17 protein-coding genes are annotated in these 16465 nt (G+C 74.4%); 7 read left to right on the top strand and 10 right to left on the bottom strand.

Features of this window, described 5'->3' with window-relative positions:
* The first annotated feature begins 35 nt into the window (after positions 1-35).
* The 4 genes from ACFVVU_RS01810 (at position 36) to ACFVVU_RS01795 (ending at position 2438) form a co-directional block, all read left to right on the top strand.
* Complete coding sequence (locus ACFVVU_RS01810; protein WP_387787675.1) at positions 36-302, top strand: ferredoxin; 267 nt, start codon at positions 36-38, stop codon at positions 300-302.
* 88 nt (positions 303-390) lie between these two features.
* Entirely contained in the window at positions 391-1596 is a 1206-nt protein-coding gene (locus tag ACFVVU_RS01805; protein WP_387787738.1) for a cytochrome P450, read from the top strand.
* A 184-nt stretch (positions 1597-1780) separates the two neighbouring features.
* Complete coding sequence (locus ACFVVU_RS01800) at positions 1781-1942, top strand: hypothetical protein (RefSeq protein ID WP_355361438.1); 162 nt, start codon at positions 1781-1783, stop codon at positions 1940-1942.
* A gap of 199 nt (positions 1943-2141) precedes the next feature.
* Positions 2142-2438 (top strand): hypothetical protein, encoded by a 297-nt coding sequence (locus ACFVVU_RS01795; protein ID WP_380684893.1) that lies wholly within the window; start codon positions 2142-2144, stop codon positions 2436-2438.
* Positions 2439-2540: 102 nt separating this feature from the next.
* Here the strand turns inward: ACFVVU_RS01795 and ACFVVU_RS01790 are convergent, their stop codons facing one another.
* The 4 genes from ACFVVU_RS01790 to ACFVVU_RS01775 form a co-directional block, all read right to left on the bottom strand.
* Complete coding sequence (locus ACFVVU_RS01790; RefSeq protein ID WP_387787672.1) at positions 2541-3431, bottom strand: hypothetical protein; 891 nt, start codon at positions 3429-3431, stop codon at positions 2541-2543.
* A gap of 148 nt (positions 3432-3579) precedes the next feature.
* Positions 3580-3864, bottom strand: coding sequence for a DUF427 domain-containing protein (locus ACFVVU_RS01785; protein ID WP_380684884.1), 285 nt, complete (start codon positions 3862-3864; stop codon positions 3580-3582).
* 105 nt (positions 3865-3969) lie between these two features.
* On the bottom strand, positions 3970-4206 hold the full coding sequence (locus ACFVVU_RS01780; protein ID WP_380684885.1) for a DUF6296 family protein: 237 nt from the start codon (positions 4204-4206) through the stop codon (positions 3970-3972).
* 33 nt (positions 4207-4239) lie between these two features.
* Positions 4240-4476 carry a DUF2277 domain-containing protein gene (locus ACFVVU_RS01775; protein ID WP_380684886.1) on the bottom strand — a complete coding sequence of 79 codons (237 nt, stop codon included), beginning with the start codon at positions 4474-4476 and terminating at the stop codon, positions 4240-4242.
* Between the two features lie 159 nt (positions 4477-4635).
* Between ACFVVU_RS01775 and ACFVVU_RS01770 the strand changes: the two genes are divergently transcribed.
* Positions 4636-5898 (top strand): MFS transporter, encoded by a 1263-nt coding sequence (locus tag ACFVVU_RS01770; protein WP_387787669.1) that lies wholly within the window; start codon positions 4636-4638, stop codon positions 5896-5898.
* A 9-nt stretch (positions 5899-5907) separates the two neighbouring features.
* Here ACFVVU_RS01770 and ACFVVU_RS01765 read toward each other — a convergent pair whose 3' ends face one another.
* The 4 genes from ACFVVU_RS01765 to ACFVVU_RS01750 form a co-directional block, all read right to left on the bottom strand.
* Entirely contained in the window at positions 5908-6453 is a 546-nt protein-coding gene (locus tag ACFVVU_RS01765; RefSeq protein ID WP_387787666.1) for a gamma carbonic anhydrase family protein, read from the bottom strand.
* A gap of 87 nt (positions 6454-6540) precedes the next feature.
* Positions 6541-7743, bottom strand: coding sequence for a serine hydrolase domain-containing protein (locus ACFVVU_RS01760; RefSeq protein ID WP_387787663.1), 1203 nt, complete (start codon positions 7741-7743; stop codon positions 6541-6543).
* Positions 7744-8106: 363 nt separating this feature from the next.
* Complete coding sequence (locus ACFVVU_RS01755) at positions 8107-9405, bottom strand: serine hydrolase domain-containing protein (protein ID WP_380684890.1); 1299 nt, start codon at positions 9403-9405, stop codon at positions 8107-8109.
* A gap of 251 nt (positions 9406-9656) precedes the next feature.
* Positions 9657-10223 (bottom strand): DJ-1/PfpI family protein, encoded by a 567-nt coding sequence (locus ACFVVU_RS01750; protein WP_355361459.1) that lies wholly within the window; start codon positions 10221-10223, stop codon positions 9657-9659.
* A 253-nt stretch (positions 10224-10476) separates the two neighbouring features.
* On the opposite strand from ACFVVU_RS01750, the gene ACFVVU_RS01745 reads away from it, so the two are divergent.
* The gene (locus ACFVVU_RS01745) at positions 10477-11025 is read left to right on the top strand and encodes an RBBP9/YdeN family alpha/beta hydrolase (RefSeq protein ID WP_387787662.1); all 549 of its coding nucleotides are present in this window, start codon (positions 10477-10479) and stop codon (positions 11023-11025) included.
* Between the two features lie 370 nt (positions 11026-11395).
* Positions 11396-12676, top strand: coding sequence for a glycerophosphodiester phosphodiesterase (locus ACFVVU_RS01740; protein ID WP_380690305.1), 1281 nt, complete (start codon positions 11396-11398; stop codon positions 12674-12676).
* A gap of 79 nt (positions 12677-12755) precedes the next feature.
* Here ACFVVU_RS01740 and ACFVVU_RS01735 read toward each other — a convergent pair whose 3' ends face one another.
* Together ACFVVU_RS01735 and ACFVVU_RS01730 are read right to left on the bottom strand one after the other, a co-directional pair.
* Positions 12756-15107 (bottom strand): transglycosylase domain-containing protein, encoded by a 2352-nt coding sequence (locus ACFVVU_RS01735; protein ID WP_380683379.1) that lies wholly within the window; start codon positions 15105-15107, stop codon positions 12756-12758.
* 243 nt (positions 15108-15350) lie between these two features.
* A complete protein-coding gene (locus ACFVVU_RS01730) occupies positions 15351-16451 on the bottom strand; it encodes a hypothetical protein (protein ID WP_387787735.1) in 1101 nt (366 codons plus the stop codon).
* Positions 16452-16465: the final 14 nt, after the last annotated feature.

Here is a 16465-nt window from a genome sequence, read left to right as displayed (position 1 = left end):
CGCGCCCGGTGCCACACCACGGAGAGGTGTCCGACATGCAGGTGAACGTCGACCGGGACCGCTGCTGCAGCTCCGGCCAGTGCGTCATGACGGCGCCCGAGGTCTTCGAACAGGACGAGCGGGACGGCCTGGTGAACCTCCGCCTGGCCGCCGTGCCCGCCGCGCTCCTCGCCGACGTGCGCCTCGCCGCCGACCTCTGCCCCGGCGGTGCGATCAGCGTCACCGAGACCGACACCCGCACCGACACCCGCACCGGCACCGGCACCGACACCCGCACCGACGGGCCCGGCACCACCGACTGACGACCACCGCCCGGGCCCCGCCGCCCTCCCGCCGTCTCCCACCGCCTGCCACGGCTCTCACCCGTCACGCGAGGAGACCACCTTGAGCATGTCCACCGTCCCCGTCACCCCGATCCCCGCCCGGCGCGACACGGCCTGCCCGTTCGCGCCGCCGCCCGCGTACACCGAGGCCGCGAGCACCGGCCCGGTCAGCCGCGCGGAACTCCCCGACGGCAGCCCCTGCTGGCTGGTGACGGGCTACCAGGAGGTCCGCACGGTGCTCTCGGACCACCGGTTCAGCTCCGACGCCCGGCGGCCCGCGTTCCCGTTCCTGAGCGAGGGGCGGCGCGCGCTGGTCGCCGCCAACCCGTCCTTCCTGCGCCTCGACGACCCCGAGCACGCCCGGCTGCGCCGCATGGTCACCGGCGACTTCCTGGTCAAGCGGGTGGAGGAGATGCGCCCCGACGTCCAGCAGATCGTGGACGAGGCGCTCGACCGGATGACGGCCGGGGGCGGCCCGGCCGACCTGGTCTCCGAGTTCGCGCTGCCGGTGCCCTCGCTGGTGATCTGTCTGCTGCTCGGCGTCCCGTACGAGGACCGGGAGGCGTTCCAGGAGAACAGCCGGCTGCTGCTCGCCACCGACGCCGACGACCGGGACATCGCCCGGGCGCAGGGCAATCTGCTGGACTACCTGACCCGGCTCGCCGAGCGGAAGCGCTCCGAGCCCGGCGAGGACATCGTGAGCCGGCTGGCGGCGCGCGACGACCTCACCCTCCGGGAGGTCGCGTCGACGGGGGTGCTGCTGCTGGTCGCCGGGCACGAGACCACCGCCAACATGATCGCGCTCTCCACCGCGCTGCTGCTGCGCCGCCCCGAGCAGGCCGCCCGGCTCGCCGACCCGGCGGCGGTGCCCGGCGCGGTCGAGGAGCTGCTGCGGCTGCTCACCATCGTGCACACCGGGGTGCCGCGGCTGGCGCTGGAGGACGTCGAGCTGGGCGGCACCCTGATCCGTGCCGGGGACGGGGTGATGGCGATGCTGTCGACGGCCAACCGGGACGACGCCCTGTTCGGCACCGAGGGCCGGCTGGGCGTGGACGAGGTCGACCTCGGCCGGGAGGCGCGCCGGCACCTCGCCTTCGGCTTCGGGGTGCACCAGTGCCTGGGGCAGCCGCTGGCCCGGGCGGAGCTGCAGATCGCGCTGGCCACGCTGTTCCGGCGGCTGCCGGGGCTGCGCCTGGCGGTGCCGGAGGAGGCGCTGGAGTTCCGCGCGGAGGCGCTGATCTACGGGCTGAGGTCGCTGCCGGTCGCCTGGTGACACCGGGTGGCGCCTGAACCCGGTCTCAGCCGGGCGGGGGTCGGCACCCGCCCGGTTGGCCCTCGCCGGGGTGCGGAGGCAGGCTGGAGGTGCGAAACAGCGAACCGGCCCGGCGGCCGCCCGGCACCACGGTGTGCCGAGGCGGGTCCGGTCGCCCCGGCCGGCCGAGGAGACGGAGCCCGCGATGACCGACATGAGCGCACGCTCCGAGGTGAGCACGGACCGGGACGAGGACGTCCGCGCGGCCGACCCCGAGGAGGGCATCACCTCGATGCAGAACCAGCACGCACAGGACACCTCGCAGGCGGAGGGCGAGCCCCAGGAGGAGCCGAGGGCGGGCTCCTGACCCGCTCCGACCGCTTCGACACACCAGTTGCCACAAGGCCGCCCGAGTCCCGGGCGGCCTTCGCGACCGCCGGTGTCGCTGCCCGAGCGGCGGCGGACCGGCGAGGGAGGATGGGCGCATGACCGAACAGCAGCAGGGCACGGCGGGACAGGGCCCGGCGGGCGGGACGGGCGGGACGGCGGGGCGGGCGGCGCCTCCGCTGGATCCCCGGTCCTCGTGGGCCACCTGGACCACCCAGTCGATCATCAGCGGGCCCGGCGGGGTCACCACCGTCGAGGTCGGCCCGATCTCGGGCGACCTCACCGTGCACACCACCTGGGTGGACGGCGAGGCGCAGCTCACCGTGCAGTACACCGGCGCGCTGGACTGGTACTCGGTGGCGGGCAGTCCGGTGCCGGCGGCCGACGAGAACACGGCGCGGGCCGTCCACCAGGCGATGGTGAACGCCGTCAAGGCGGGGCGGGGCGCGGCGGCCCCGCGGACACCGGCCGGCTGACCCGGCCCTTCCCGGCACCGCCCGGCCCACACCGTCCGGCACCGCCCGGCCCGGCTCCGCACGGTGTCCCCGGGCGGTGCCGGGCCGCCGCGGGTGCCCCGGTCAGTCGCCGCGTTGCGGCTTCGGGGCGGGGGCCGCGGCCACCCAGTACCCCGGGTCGGCCGGCGGGCGCCCGCGCAGGTCCTTGCGGACCTCGCGGGCCACCTTGCGGGTGTCGCGCAGGTTGACCGTGGCGCCGATGCCCGCGCCGACCAGCAGCGGGGTCAGCGACGGCAGGCGGCGCAGCGAGCTGCGGGTGAGCCGGCGGCGCACCTGCTGGCGCACCTCGCTGCCGAGCGCCATCGCGGTCAGACCGGCCGGTTTGGCGAGCAGCGTGGAATCGATGCCGCGCCGGTTGGCCCAGGCGCCGACGTAGGCGCCGGCCCGCTGGGTGGCGGTCCCCTGGACGGGAGAGCCGTAGACCTCGTGCAGTTCGGCGATCAGCTTGATCTCGACGGCCGCGACGGCGATGGTCTCGGCGGCGATCTCCACCGGCATCGCGGGCGGCACCGGGAGCATCGCGGCGGCGCCCACACCGGCGCCGAGCGCGCTGGAGGCCCGGCTCGCTCCGGTGATCAGCAGGTCGGCGAGCTTCTCGGGGTCGGTGGCGCCGGGGTGCTGGGCGCGCAGCGTGGCGAGGGTGCGGACCGGGATGCGCGGGGCGGTCTGGAGCAGCTGCTCGGTGAGGGCGCGGCCGCCGTACGCGGCGCCCTTGGCGGCGGCCCGGCTCCCGGTGCCGAGCCGGCGGGCGATGGCGGAGACCAGCCGGGCGCCGCGCCGTCGGCCGCGCTCGACGACCGCCCGGTACTCGGCGAGCCCGCCGGGGCCGCCCTCGACGGGCTCGCCGGGTGCGGGGCGTTCGAGTTCCTCGACCAGGCCCGCCAGCTCGTCGGCGACGCGGTCGGGGGTGGGCTCGGGCTGTGCGGGCCGTCCCGGCTTCCTGAAGATTGCCATGGTGTGGCGGTACCCGGCGGGGTGCGGCGATACGCCCCGGGGGTGTCCCGGTCCCGCGACAGGACGACGACGGCCGCGTTCCGACGGCCGCGTGCTGACGGCCCGGGCCGTCAGCCGGCGCCGGGTCCCCGGTCGGAACCGGGCCGGTTCACTCGGTGATCTCCACGCCCCGCCAGAACGCCACCCGGCCGCGGATGTGCTCGGCCGCCGGATCGGGGTCGGCGTAGTACCAGGCCGCGTCCGGGTTGGTCGCGCCGTCGACGTGCAGCGAGTAGTACTCGGCGGTGCCCTTCCAGCCGCAGACGGTGGTGGTGTCCGACGGGCGCAGGTACTCGGTGCGCACGGAGTCGGCCGGAAAGTAGTGGTTGCCCTCGACGACGACGGTGTCCTCGCTCTCGGCGACGACGGTGCCCTGCCAGCGTGCTGTGGTCATGTCCGGAGTCTGCCCCACGGGAACGGCGGTGTCACCGGGGCGGGACACCGCGGCGGGACACCGTGGCGAGACCGGGGCGGGACCGGGGCGCAGCCGCGGCGGGCGTCAGGGCAGCGCCTGGGCGTGCACCGGACAGTGCGGTGTCTGGTGGCCGCCGGTGGCGAGCATCCGGACCTCCCCCGCGTCGCTGATCTCGGCCCGCACGATGCCGCTGGGGTCCTCGTACACCGGGTGACCGCCGGGCCCGGTGGCGCTGGTGCGGGCGACCACGACGACGTCCTGCGGGGCCTGGGTGCCGGGGGTGCCCGGGAAGGTGAGTGCGTAACGGGTGACGGGACTCATCACCGACCTCCTGGTGCCTGTTCGACCCGGCCGCTAGGCGGCGGCCCTGGCCGGACGGGCGGAGGCGCCGCGGACCTCCAGCTCCGCGAGCAGCTGGGCGGTGGCCTCCGTGACGGCGTCCACGGCCCGGTCGAAGGCCTCGCGGTTGTGCGCGGCCGGCGCCCGGAAGCCGGACACCTTCCGCACGTACTGGAGCGCGGCCGCGCGGTAGTCCTCCGCCGTGGCGTCGGGCGTCACGGGTGGTCTCAGCGTCTTGATACTGCGGCACATGACCCCAGTCTCCCGCGCGGACGTCCGGGAGGCGACCCCCGTCCGTCACCGGACCGTCCACCGCCCCACACGGGCACGTCATCCGGTCGCACAGGAATCCGGATTAGGATTTCGGCCGGACAATCCCGACTCCTCCCGTTTCCCTCCCGGAGTACCCCCTTGCCTCTCGCGCTGGTCGCCCTGGCCGTCACCGCGTTCGCCATCGGAACCACCGAGTTCGCCGCCATGGGGCTGCTCCCCCAGGTCGCGGACGGCCTGGACGTCTCGATCCCGCAGGCCGGCTGGCTGATCTCGGCGTACGCGCTCGGCGTGGTGATCGGGGCGCCGCTGCTCACCGCGCTCGCCGCCGGACGGCCGCGCAAGGCGGTGCTGGTCGCGCTGGCCTCCTTCTTCGCCTTCGGGAACCTGCTCTGCGCGCTCGCCCCCGACTTCTGGACGCTGGCCGCCGCCCGGCTGGTCAGCGGGCTGCCGCACGGGGCGTTCTTCGGCGCCGGGGCGGTGGCGGCGGCCGAGCTGGTGGCCCCGGACCGGCGGGCCCGGGCGGTCGCGGTGATGTTCTCCGGGCTGACCCTCGCCAACGTGGTCGGGGTGCCCGCCGCGACGCTGCTCGGCCAGCACCTGGGGTGGCGGGCGACCATGCTGGTGGTGGTCGCGATCGGCGCGGCCGGGGCGGTGGCGATCGCCCGGCTCGTCCCGGAGCTGCCCTCCCCCGCGCAGGCGGGCCTGCGGCACGAGCTGGGCGCGTTCCGCAGCGGGCAGCTCTGGCTGGCGCTGGCCACCGTGGTCTTCGGCTGCGGCGGCTTCTTCGCCTGCTACTCCTACATCACCCCGCTGCTCACCGAGGTCTCCGGGTACGCGACCGGCTCGGTGACCCTGGTGCTGGCGCTGTTCGGGGTGGGGATGACGATCGGCAACCTGCTCGGCGGGTACGCGGCCGACCGCGCGCTGCGACCGACCGTGTGCGCCGCGTTCCTGCTGCTCGCCGCCGTGCTGGCGCTGTTCGCGGTGACCGCCCGCACCGAGTGGTCGGCGGCGGTGACGGTGGTGCTGGTCGGGCTGTTCGGGTTCGCGATCGTACCGGCGGTGCAGACGCTCGTGATGCGCGAGGCGCACGGCGCTCCGACGCTGGCCTCGGCGACCGTGCAGGGCGCGTTCAACCTGGCGAACGCCCAGGGCGCGTTCTTCGGCGGGCTGGCGCTGGACGCGGGGCTGGGCTGGACCTCGCCGCCGCTGGTCGGCTCGGGCCTGGCGGCCTCGGGCGCGGTGATCGCGGTGACCGCCTGGGCCGCCGACCGGCGGCGGCGCGGGCGGACGCCGACGGTCGTGGTCGCCGCCGGACGTGGGAGCGGCGCGGGCGGCGCCGCGGGCCGGGTGCCCGGGCCCGCGCCGGCCGCGGAGAAGCGGGTCGGCGCGGGCCGCTGAGGCACCGGCTCAGGCGGAGGCGGCCGGCGGCAGCGGGCGCAGCCCACGATGGCCGTCGGCGAGCAGCAGGTAGCCCTCCGCGTTGAACTTGATGCCGGCCCGCTCCTCCTCGGTCAGCTCGCGGCGGACCTTGGCCGGCACCCCGGCGACCAGCGAGCCGGGCGGGACCTCCATGCCCTGCGGCACCACGGCGCCGGCCGCGACCAGCGAGCCCGCGCCGATCCGGGCGCCGTTGAGCACGGTGGCGTTCATCCCGACCAGCACGTCGTCCTCGATCACGCAGCCGTGCAGCACGGCGTTGTGGCCGACCGAGACCCGCTCCCCCATCACCAGCGGGAAGCCCAGGTCGGCGTGCAGGGTGCAGTTGTCCTGGACGTTGCTGCCCGCGCCGACCGTGATCGCCTCGGCGTCCCCGCGCAGCACCGCGCCGTACCAGACGCTCGCCCCCGCGCCGACCGTCACGCTGCCCACCACGACCGCGTTCGGTGCGACGAAGGCGCCCGGGTCGACGGCGGGCACCCGGCCCCCGACTTCGGCGATCAGCGGCTCTGCCATCTCTCGTCCTCCTCGTGACGACGGCCCATCAGGTGCGGGCCATGATGGCATCCCCGCCCGGCCGGTCCGGGAGCCGGGTCGCCCCGGTCAGCCGGTGCAGGTCGCCGCGTCGACCAGCTTCCCGTAGGCCTCCCCGGTGGCCCGGGGCAGCTGCTCGCCGTCGGCGTTGATCGCGACCGCGAACTGCCGGCGGAGGTCGGCGGTGGAGAAGACGGCGGTGAGGTAGCCGTGGATGCTTCCGGTGTGGCCCCAGAGCGTGCCGCCGCAGGGCGTGGTCGCCCGCTCCAGGCCGAGGCCGTACCTCCCGTCGCTCTGCGGGGCGACCGTCGTCATCTCCGCGAGCTGCGGCCGGGGCAACAGGCGCCTCCCGAGCAGGGCCGTGATGAAGGTGTTGAGGTCGGCGGTGGTGGAGATCCCGGCGCCGGCCGCGTCCGCCATGCTCGGGTCCAGCCGCGTGACGTCCGTGGGACCACCGGGGTGCGCGAGGTAGCCGTGCGCGTGCGGACCGGCGATGGCCGTCTCGTGGACGGGCATCGAGGTGCCGGTCAGGCCCAGCGGGCGGATGATCCGGCGCTCCACCTCCTGCTGCCAGCTGCGGCCGGTGGCCCGCTGGACGATCTGCCCGACCACGACGTAGTTGGTGTTGGAGTAGTGGAACTCCTGGCCGGGCGCGAAGTACGGCGGGTGGGCGTTGGCCAGGGCGATCAGCTGCTGCGGCGTCCAGCGGGTCCAGCGGCCGGTGTCCAGCCACTCCTGGACCTTGACGGGGTCCTTCCCGGGGCCGAGGGCCGGATCGTCGGCGAAGTCGAACAGCCCGCTGGTGTGGTTGAGCAGCTGGCGCAGGGTGATGTTCGCACCGTTCGGCACCGCGCCCGGCAGCAGCTTCTCCACCGGATCGTCCAGGCCGAGCCGACCCTCCGCGACCAGCTGGAGCACGACGGTGGAGACGAAGCTCTTGGTCAGGCTGCCGATCCGGAACCGGCCGTCCGGGGAGGCCGGGGCGCCGGTGGTGACGTCGGCGGTACCGGCGGCGCCCTTCCACAGGGTGCGGCCGTACTCGCCGACCCGGGCGAGCGAGGCGGTCACGCCGTCCCCCGCGAGCATGCCGCGCACCGAGGCCTCCAGGGCCCTGGCGTCGACGCCCGTCCGCGGGCCACGGCCGGCGGCGTCCACCGCCGTGTCCCGGGGACCGGTCACCGCCACCACCGCGGTCGGCGCCGCCGTGCCGAGGGCGCCGGCCGTCGGGGCCGCCGCACCCACCAGACCCGCACCCGCAAGCGCGAGTGCCACGACGCGCACCGCCGTCCCGCGCCGGCGTTCCGCTGCCGCTCGGGACCGCCCCCGCGCCGCCCCCGGGTCCGCTCCGTCCCAGCGCTCCGTCCTGCCCATGAACCCTCCCCTGCCCATCGCCATCCGATTCCGCCAATGTCCTTGCCAGTCACCCGAACTGACAGGTCGACAGACATTTCCGAAATGTCGTCAGCTCACCGTCCGTACCGGCTGCGACTCGGCTACGACCCTCGCACGGCGGCCGCCCCTCGGGTAGGCCTCCGGGCAGGGGATGCCCCGAGGCCCGCCCGGGGGTGCCCCGGAGACCCGTCCCGGAGTGCCCCCGGTCCTGGGGGTACTCCGGGGCGGGCCGGCGGTCCGGGGTCAGTCCCGGCCGAGTGGGGCCGGGGTGTCGCAGGTCGCGGCGGCGACCAGCTTCTCGAAGGCCTTCCTGGTGGGCAGCGGGGTCGAGAGGCCGCTGCCGTTCATCGACACCGAGAGCTGGCGGCGCAGGTCGGCGGTGCTGTACAGGAAGGTGCTGAAGCCGGGGATGCCGCCGGTGTGACCCCAGAGTTCACCGCAGTCGGTGGTGGTCCGCTCCAGGCCCAGGCCGTACCCGCCCTGGCTCTGCGGGGTGACCGTCATCATCTCCGCGAGCTGCGGCCGGGGCAGCAGCCGTCCGCCGAGCAGGGCGGTGATGAAGGTGTTGAGGTCGGCGGTGGTGGAGATCCCGGCTCCCGACGCGCCCGCCATGCTCGGGTCCAGTTCGGTGACGTCCACGCGGCCGTCGGGCAGGTCGAAGTAGCCGTGCGCGTGCGGGCCGGGGACGGCCGTCTCGTGGTCGGGCATGGAGGTGGCGGTCAGGCCCAGCGGACGGATGACGCGGCGCTCGACCTCCTGCTGCCAGGTGCGGCCGGTGGCCCGCTGGATGATCTGCCCGGCCAGGATGTAGTCGGTGTTGGAGTAGTGGTAGCCCTGGCCGGGCGGGAAGTACGCCGGGTGGTTGTTGGCCAGCGTGATGAGCTGCTCCGGTGTCCAGCGGGTGTAGCGACCGTTCGCCAGCCACCGTTCGAGGGCACCGGGTGCTCCCGGGTCGAAGGCCTGGTCCTCGGTGTAGTCGAACAGCCCGCTGGTGTGGTTGAGCAGCTGGCGCAGGGTGATGTTCGCACCGTTCGGCACCGCGCCCGGAAGCAGCTTCTCCACCGGATCGTCCAGGCCGAGCCGACCCTCCGCGACCAGCTGGAGCACGACGGTGGAGACGAAGGTCTTGGTCACGCTGCCGATCCGGAACCGGCCGGTGGCCGAGGCCGGGGCGCCGGTGGCGTAGTCGGCGGTACCGGCGGCGCCCTTCCACAGGGTGCGGCCGTGCTCGCCGACCCGGGCGAGCGAGGCCGAGGCGCCGCCGGAGTCGACGATGGCGCGCACCGCCGCGTCCAGGGCCCTCGGGTCGACGCCCTTGCGCGGCCCCCGCGCACCGGTGTCCGGCGTCGCGCCGTCCTGAGTGCCGGTCACCGTCACCACCCCGACCGGCCCCGCCGCGCCGAGGGCGCCGGCCGCCGGGGCCGTCACCCCGACCAGGCCCGCGCCGGCGAGCGCGAGCGCCACCAGGCGCGCGGCCGGGCGACGGCGACGCCCCGCGCCCCCGCGACCGCCCGGATCCGTTCCGCCCCTGCGTTCCGCCATGTCCGTCCACCTTCCCGTGTCCATGCCGACGGGTGCGTTCAACACCCCTGTGCATCTCGGCACTTGACACGGTGCCAGGCGGTGGCGGACCAGGTCGTCAGCCCACGGTCCAGACCGGCTCCGACCCTGGACGTACCTGGGAACGGTGGGCCGCTCCCCCTCAAGGATGGGCCACCCCCCGAAACCGCTCGGGGGGCACCGACGGCCGGGCCGCCGGCGCCCCCGCGTCGGGCGGACAGGCGATCAGGCGATCAGGCGACCGGGGCCTTGACCCGCAGCACCTCGATGAACGCCCGCAGCCACGCCGGGTGGTCGGGCCAGGCGCGGGCCGAGACCACCACGCCGTCCACCACCGCCTCGCCGTCCACGTAGGTCGCGCCCGCCGCCTTCACGTCCGGCTCCAGGGCCGGGTAGGCGGCACTGGTCCGCCCGCCGAGCACCCCGGCGGCGGCGGACACCAGCGGGCCGTGGCAGATCTGCGCGACCGGCTTCTCGCCCTCGAAGAAGTGCCGGACGATCCGCTGCACCTCGGGGTCGTTGCGCAGGTACTCCGGGGCACGTCCGCCCGGGATGACCAGGGCCACGTAGTCGGCCGGGTCGACGTCGGCGAACGCCACGTCGGCGGGCCAGGTGTAGCCCGGCTTCTCGGTGTAGGTGTCGAACCCCTCGACGAAGTCGTGCACCACGAACTGGAGCCGCTTCTTCGCCGGCGCCGCGATGTCGACCTGGTAGCCCTCCTCGCGCAGCCGCTGGTACGGGTAGAACACCTCCAGCGACTCCGCGGCGTCCCCGGTGACGAGCAGGATCTTCGATGCCATCGTCGACATCCCTCCGAAGTGATCGGTCCTCGAACAGTGGAGCAGTGGTACGGACCCCGACCGGCGGGCACCGGTGCGGGACCGCACCAACCTCCCTCACCCGCCCCACCCGCGCAACGGGGCGCACCGGTCAGCCGCCACCCCGCACGCGCCCCCGCACGCCCCCCGTCGGCGGCGCGCGCCCCCATCGGGGCACACGCCTAGACTCCGTGCTGCCCCATGACCGCGACAGCCCCGGAGGGAGTCCGCACCGATGTCGGACCGCACCACCTATCTCGTCCTGCCCGGCTACCAGAACTCCGGCCCGGCCCACTGGCAGAGCCACTGGGAGGCGGCCGACCCGGCGGTGTTCGTCCGGGTCCGGCAGGAGGACTGGGACCACCCGGAGCCGGAGGCCTGGGTGGGTCGGGTGGACGCGGCGGTCGCCGAGGCGGCGGTCGACGGGCCGGTGGTCCTGGTGGCGCACAGCCTGGGCTGTGTGACGGTGGCCCGCTGGGCGGCCACCGCGCCGGCCGGACGGACGGCGGCCGTGCGCGGCGCGCTGCTGGTCGCGCCCGCCGACGTCGACCACGCGGACGTGCCCGAGCTGTCCGGCTTCCGCCCGGTGGCGCTGTCCCGGCTGCCGTTCCCGGCCACCGTGGTGTGCAGCACCGACGACCCGTGGGTCACCCCGGAGCGGGCCCGGCGGTTCGCCGAGGCCTGGGGTGCGCGCTACGTCGAGACCGGCGCCTTCGGGCACCTCAACTCCGACTCCGGGCTGGGCGACTGGCCGCTGGGCCGGGAACTGCTCGCCGCCCTCTGAGCGGACGGGCGGCACGGCGCGAAGGCTCGGGCCCAGGACTCGGGGCCCGCGTCCATCCCAGGTTCCGGGGATGGGATCGCGTCCACCTCCCGGGCCAGAATCAAACGCAGTGGTCCGCCCACCCCGGACCGGAGGCCGGCCGCGGTGCGTGACCGCGGCCGGCCTCCCACGTTCCCCGCGGCGGCGGGGCCCCGAGCCGGCAGGGCCCGGACGGTGGGTGCGGGGCCCGGGCGACGGGTGCGGGGCCCGGACGGTGGGTGCGGGAACTTCTCCCGCAGTTCGCCCGACGGCCACCCGGCGGGGAACCACTGCTCCTAGTCTGCGGGCGGCACTCACACCGCGACGCCATCAGCGCGAGCTAGGAGCATCCATGACGTACCGTCCGTCCGACGGCAGCACCCCGGCGCAGTCCACCGACACCACCGCCTCCTCCCGCCGGTCCTTCCTGCGGGTCACCGGTGCGGCCGGGCTCGGCGCCGCGGCCCTCGCGGCCGGCGCCGGCGAGGCCTTCGCCACCCCCGCCGCCGACGAGCCGGGCGACGAGCAGTACGGTGCCGCCGACGAGCGCGGCGCCGCCCGCCCGACCGGTACCCCCTCGCCGGTGCGCACCGGCACCGGCCTGGACCGCCTGCCGCACCCGCTGATCATCGGTCACCGCGGCGCCCCCGGCTACCGTCCCGAGCACACCCTCGGCTCGTACGACCTGGCGCTGCGGCTGGGCGCGGACGTCATCGAGCCGGACCTCGTACCCACCAAGGACGGCCACCTGGTGGTCCGCCACGAGAACAACATCGCGGAGACCACGGACGTCGCGGACCACAAGGAGTTCGCGGACCGCCGCACCACCAGGACGATCGACGGCGCCGCCCAGACCGGCTGGTTCACCGAGGACTTCACGCTCGCCGAGCTGCGCACCCTGCGCGCCAAGGAGCGCCTGCCGCAGCAGCGCCAGCGCAACACGCTCTACGACGGCCGCTGGGCCGTGCCGACCTTCCGCGAGGTGGCCGACTTCGCCCGCAAGCGCGGCCGTGAGCTCGGCCGGGACGTCTGGGTCTACCCCGAGACCAAGCACCCCAGCTACTTCCGCTCGATCGGCCTGCCGCTGGAGGAGCGCCTCGCCGACGAGCTGCGCCGCACCGGCCTCGCCGGGCGCAACGGCCGGGCGATCCTGCAGTCCTTCGAGCCGAGCAGCCTGCAGCGCCTCGCCAAGCTGGTCGACAACCCGAAGATCTTCCTGCTCAGCGGCCCGACCAGCCAGCCGTACGACTTCGTGCTGTCCGGCGACAAGCGCACCGTCGCCGACCTGGTGAAGCCCGAGGGCCTGCGCTGGATCTCCTCCTTCGCGCACGGCATCGGCCCGACCACCACCCTGATCGCGCCCGTCGACGCGACCGGCAAGCTGCTGCCGCCGACCACCCTGGTCAAGGACGCGCACGCGGCGGGCCTGCTGCTGCACCCCTACACGGTGCGCAACGAGAACTCCTTCCTGCCGCTGGACTACCGCCGGGGCACCGACCCCAACGCCTATGGCGACTCGATCGGCTGGGCGAAGTACCTCTACGAGCTCGGCGTGGACGGCTTCTTCACCGACCAGACGGACAGCACCGTGCTGGCCCGCCAGGACTTCTGGGCGGCCAAGGGCGTGCACTGACGCCAGGCTCCGCCCACGACCGCGCCCCGGAACGTCCGTCGACGTTCCGGGGCGCGCGGTGTCGTGCCGACGCGGCGGCTCAGCCGTCCTGGTGCTGCTGCTCGGGCTGCGCGGGCTCGCCCTGCTGCTCGTCCGGCTGCTGCGGCTGCGGCTGCTGGGTCGGCTGCGTGGGCTTGGGGCTGGGGTTGCGCGGCGCCCGGCTGGTCGGCTGGGGGCGTCCGGGCCAGGACGGCCAGTCGGTCGCGGAGCCGCCGGGCCAGCTGCTGCCCGGGCTCGCCGAGGGATCGCGCTTGGGCGCCGGATTGGGGATGTAGACGGTCTTGAACTCCTGCTCCGGCATGCCCCGGACGGCGTCGTTCATCGCCATCTGCCAGATCGGTCCGGGGCCGGTGGCGCCGAAGACCTCGTCGAACCACTTGCCGCCGATCCGGATGTTCTTCATCTTCACCCCGCCGGCCGGGCCGCCCAGCCAGACCGAGGTGGCGAGGTTGGCGGTGTAGCCGCTGAACCAGGCGGACTTCTTCTCGTCGGAGGTGCCGGTCTTGCCGGCGATCTGGCGGTCGTCGTCCAGGCCGAGGTCGCGCGCGGTGCCGCCCTTCTCGGTCACCCCGAGCAGCACGGTGTTGATGATGTCGGCGGTGCCCTCGGAGAACACCCGCTCGCACTTGGCGGGGCTGACCGCGACGTCCTTGCCGTCGATCGTCTTGATGGCACTGATCGCGACCGGCGTGCAGTAGGTGCCGCGGTTGGCGAAGGTCGCGTAGACGTTGGCCATGACCAGCGGGCTCACCTCCTGGGTGCCCAGGCCCAGGGCGGGCAGCTCCTCCAGCGGCTTGCCGCTCGCCTTGGTGAGCACGCCGAGCTTGTTGGCCATCTGCTTGACCGCGCAGAGGCCGATCTCCTGCTCCATCTGCACGAAGTAGGTGTTGACCGAGAGCGCCATCGCCTCCTTGAGCTCGTACGGGCCGACCTCGCTCGTGGACTCGTTGGGGATGGTGCCGCTCTTCTTGCCCTTGTCCAGGTTCTTCCAGGTGCCGTCGCAGGTGCTCATCGTCGGCCAGTCCATCTTGTTCGGCGAGTCGTAGGCCTGGGTGGAGGTGAGCCCGGCCTCCAGGCCGGCGGCGGCCACGATCGGCTTGAAGTTGGAGCCCGGCTGGAAGCCGTTGCCGCCGCCCATCGCCGCGTCCACGTTGTAGTTGACGACCGTCTGGTTCTTCGACGGGTCGATGCCGTACGGGCGGGTCTGGGCCATCGCCAGGATCTTGCCGCTGCCCGGCTCCACCATGGTCATCGCCGCCGACACCTCGTCGGTGACCTTGACCTTCGAGGTCACCGCCTTGAGCGCGGCCGCCTGCTTCGCCGGGTCGAGGGTGGTGTGGATGTACAGGCCGCCCATGTCCCAGAGCTTCTTGCGCTCGGCGGCGGTCTTGCCGAAGACCGGGTCCTGCTTGATCACGTGCTTGACGTAGTCGCAGAAGAAGCCCATGCCCGCGTCGGCGGTGATGCAGCCGTTCTGCGGTGCCTGGTAGTGCAGCACGATCGGCCCGGACTTGGCCTCCTTGGCCTGCTCCGCGGTGAGGTGCTTGTTCTCCACCATCTTGTCGATCACGACGTCACGGCGCTTGCGCGAGGCCTCGGGGTGGGCCTTGGGGTCGAACTGGGAGGGGTTCTGCACCAGGCCGGCGAGGGTGGCCGCCTCGGCGACGGAGAGGTCCTTGGTGTTCTTGCCGAAGTAGCGCTGGGCCGCCGCCTGGATCCCGTACGCCTGCTGGCCGTAGTAGGTGATGTTCAGGTAGTTGGTGAGGATCTGCTCCTTGGTGAGCTCCTCCTCCAGCTTGATGGCGTACTTGAGCTCCTGCACCTTGCGGCCCAGGGTCTTGCGCTGGGCCTCCCGGACCGCCACCTGGTCGTCGCCGGCCTTCTCCACGTTGACGTTCTTCACGTACTGCTGCGTCAGGGTGGAGGCGCCCTGCAGGGCGGTGCCGCTCTCCGCGTTCTTGGTGATGGCCCGCAGGACGCCCTTGAGGTCGACGGCGCCGTGCTCGTAGAAACGCGCGTCCTCGATGTCCACCTGGGCCTGGCGTATCAGCGGGCCCATCTCCTCCGCGGTGATCACCCGGCGGTCGCGCTCGTAGACCTTGGCTATCTGCTGGCCCTTGGCGTCGAATATCCAGCTGGCCTGGGTCAGTGGCGGGGCCTTCAGGTCGTCAGGGATCGTGTCGAACTCCTCCACGGTGCCCTTCATGCCGAGCCCGAGCGCGCCAGCGGCCGGCAGCGCGATGCCCGCCAGCAGCACGCCCGCGAGGGTGCTGTAGCCGAGGAACTTCACGCCGTGGCCGAGGAGGCCGAGCGGGGTCTCCCGGCGCCGGGGGCGCGGCACCCAGGTGTCGAGGGGCTCCGGGGAGGGCGTGCGGCGGCTTCTCCGTGACATAGTCGGAACATTACGTCCACGAAAACCGCCCGTGGGGCCGGTGTTGGCCAAGCTTTGTCACAAATCGGCGACAGATCGGCGTTGTTGGGCGTGGCATGACCACCGGACCGGGGTCCGGCCCGGTGCGGGCGGGGTCGTTCGCCGACGTCCGACCATCGCCGGCGGACCGGACCGTTCGGACCCTTCCGGCCCCTCCCGGCCCCTTCCGACCCGTTCGGGCAGCGCGGGCGGGCCGCGCCGGGGTCAGCCGTCGCGCTTCCTGCGGCGCAGCCCGAACACCGCGCCCGCCACCGCGAGCAGGAACGCCACCCCGAGCACCTGGTCCCCGGTGCCGGCCTCGGAGGACCCGCCGTCGGCCGAGGAGGACGGGGAGCCCGCCGAGGCGCCCTCCGAGGGCGGCGCGGCCGCGCCGGACGACGGCGCCGAGCGGTCCGCGGCCGCCGCGGTCGGGGTGGGCGTGGCGCTCGGCACCGGCTTGACCGTGTCCGGGAGCTGGTCGTCGTCCAGCGGGGAGCGCCAGACCGGGCTGTCCTTGCCCTCGCTGCCGTAGAGCAGCGCCCGGCCGTCGGCACTGAAGGTGACCGACTCGCCCTGGCGCTGGAAGGGCGTGGACAGCGGCTCGTCACCGCTCGGCGCGCCGTCCTTCCACCGGTAGAGGGTGGCCGAGAAGTAGCCGCGCAGCACCAGCCGGGTGCCGTCCGGCGAGAAGGCGCCGTCGGTGATCCACGGGACGTCGGCGATCCGCCGGAAGGTGTTGACGCCGCTCGCCGAGAGCTGCTCGGGGCCCTGGTAGAGGCCGCCGCCGCCCTGCTTCTTGCTCGCGATGTAGGCGCGGCCGGTCACCGGGTGGACCATCAGCGCCTCGGCGTCGCGCGGGCCGTCCTCGTAGCGGACCCGGTAGCGGGTCACCTGCACGGTCTGGTCGCGGAGTTCGGCGGGCTCGGCGAAGGCGTAGATCCAGACCTCGGGCCACTTGCCGCCGAGGTTGTCGCCGATGTCGCCGACGTAGAGCCGGCCGTCCGGGCCGAGCGAGATCGCCTCGACGTCGCGCGGCTCGATGCCGCGCAGGGTGACGGTGGCGACGGTGCGGCCCTGGGAGTCGACGGCGTAGACGTACGGGCCGTCGTCGCTGTCGTTGTGCGTCCAGTAGACGCCGGGGTGCTGCCGGCTGGCCGCGAGGCCGCTGGACTCGGTGATCCGCGGGTCGCCGATGGTGAACGCCTGGCCGCCCGGGTCGGCCGCGCGGGCCGGCGCGGCGCCGAGCGTGGCGGTGGCGGCGACCGCGGCGGTCGCGCAGGCGGCGGCCAGCAGGGCGGCGGGGAGCCTCGTCGTTCGCGTCCTCAGCACCGGTCGATCCT

The sequence above is a fragment of the Kitasatospora sp. NPDC057965 genome (genome assembly GCF_042887135.1).
Taxonomy (GTDB): domain Bacteria; phylum Actinomycetota; class Actinomycetes; order Streptomycetales; family Streptomycetaceae; genus Kitasatospora.
This window is presented reverse-complemented; position numbering and strand designations above follow the sequence as displayed.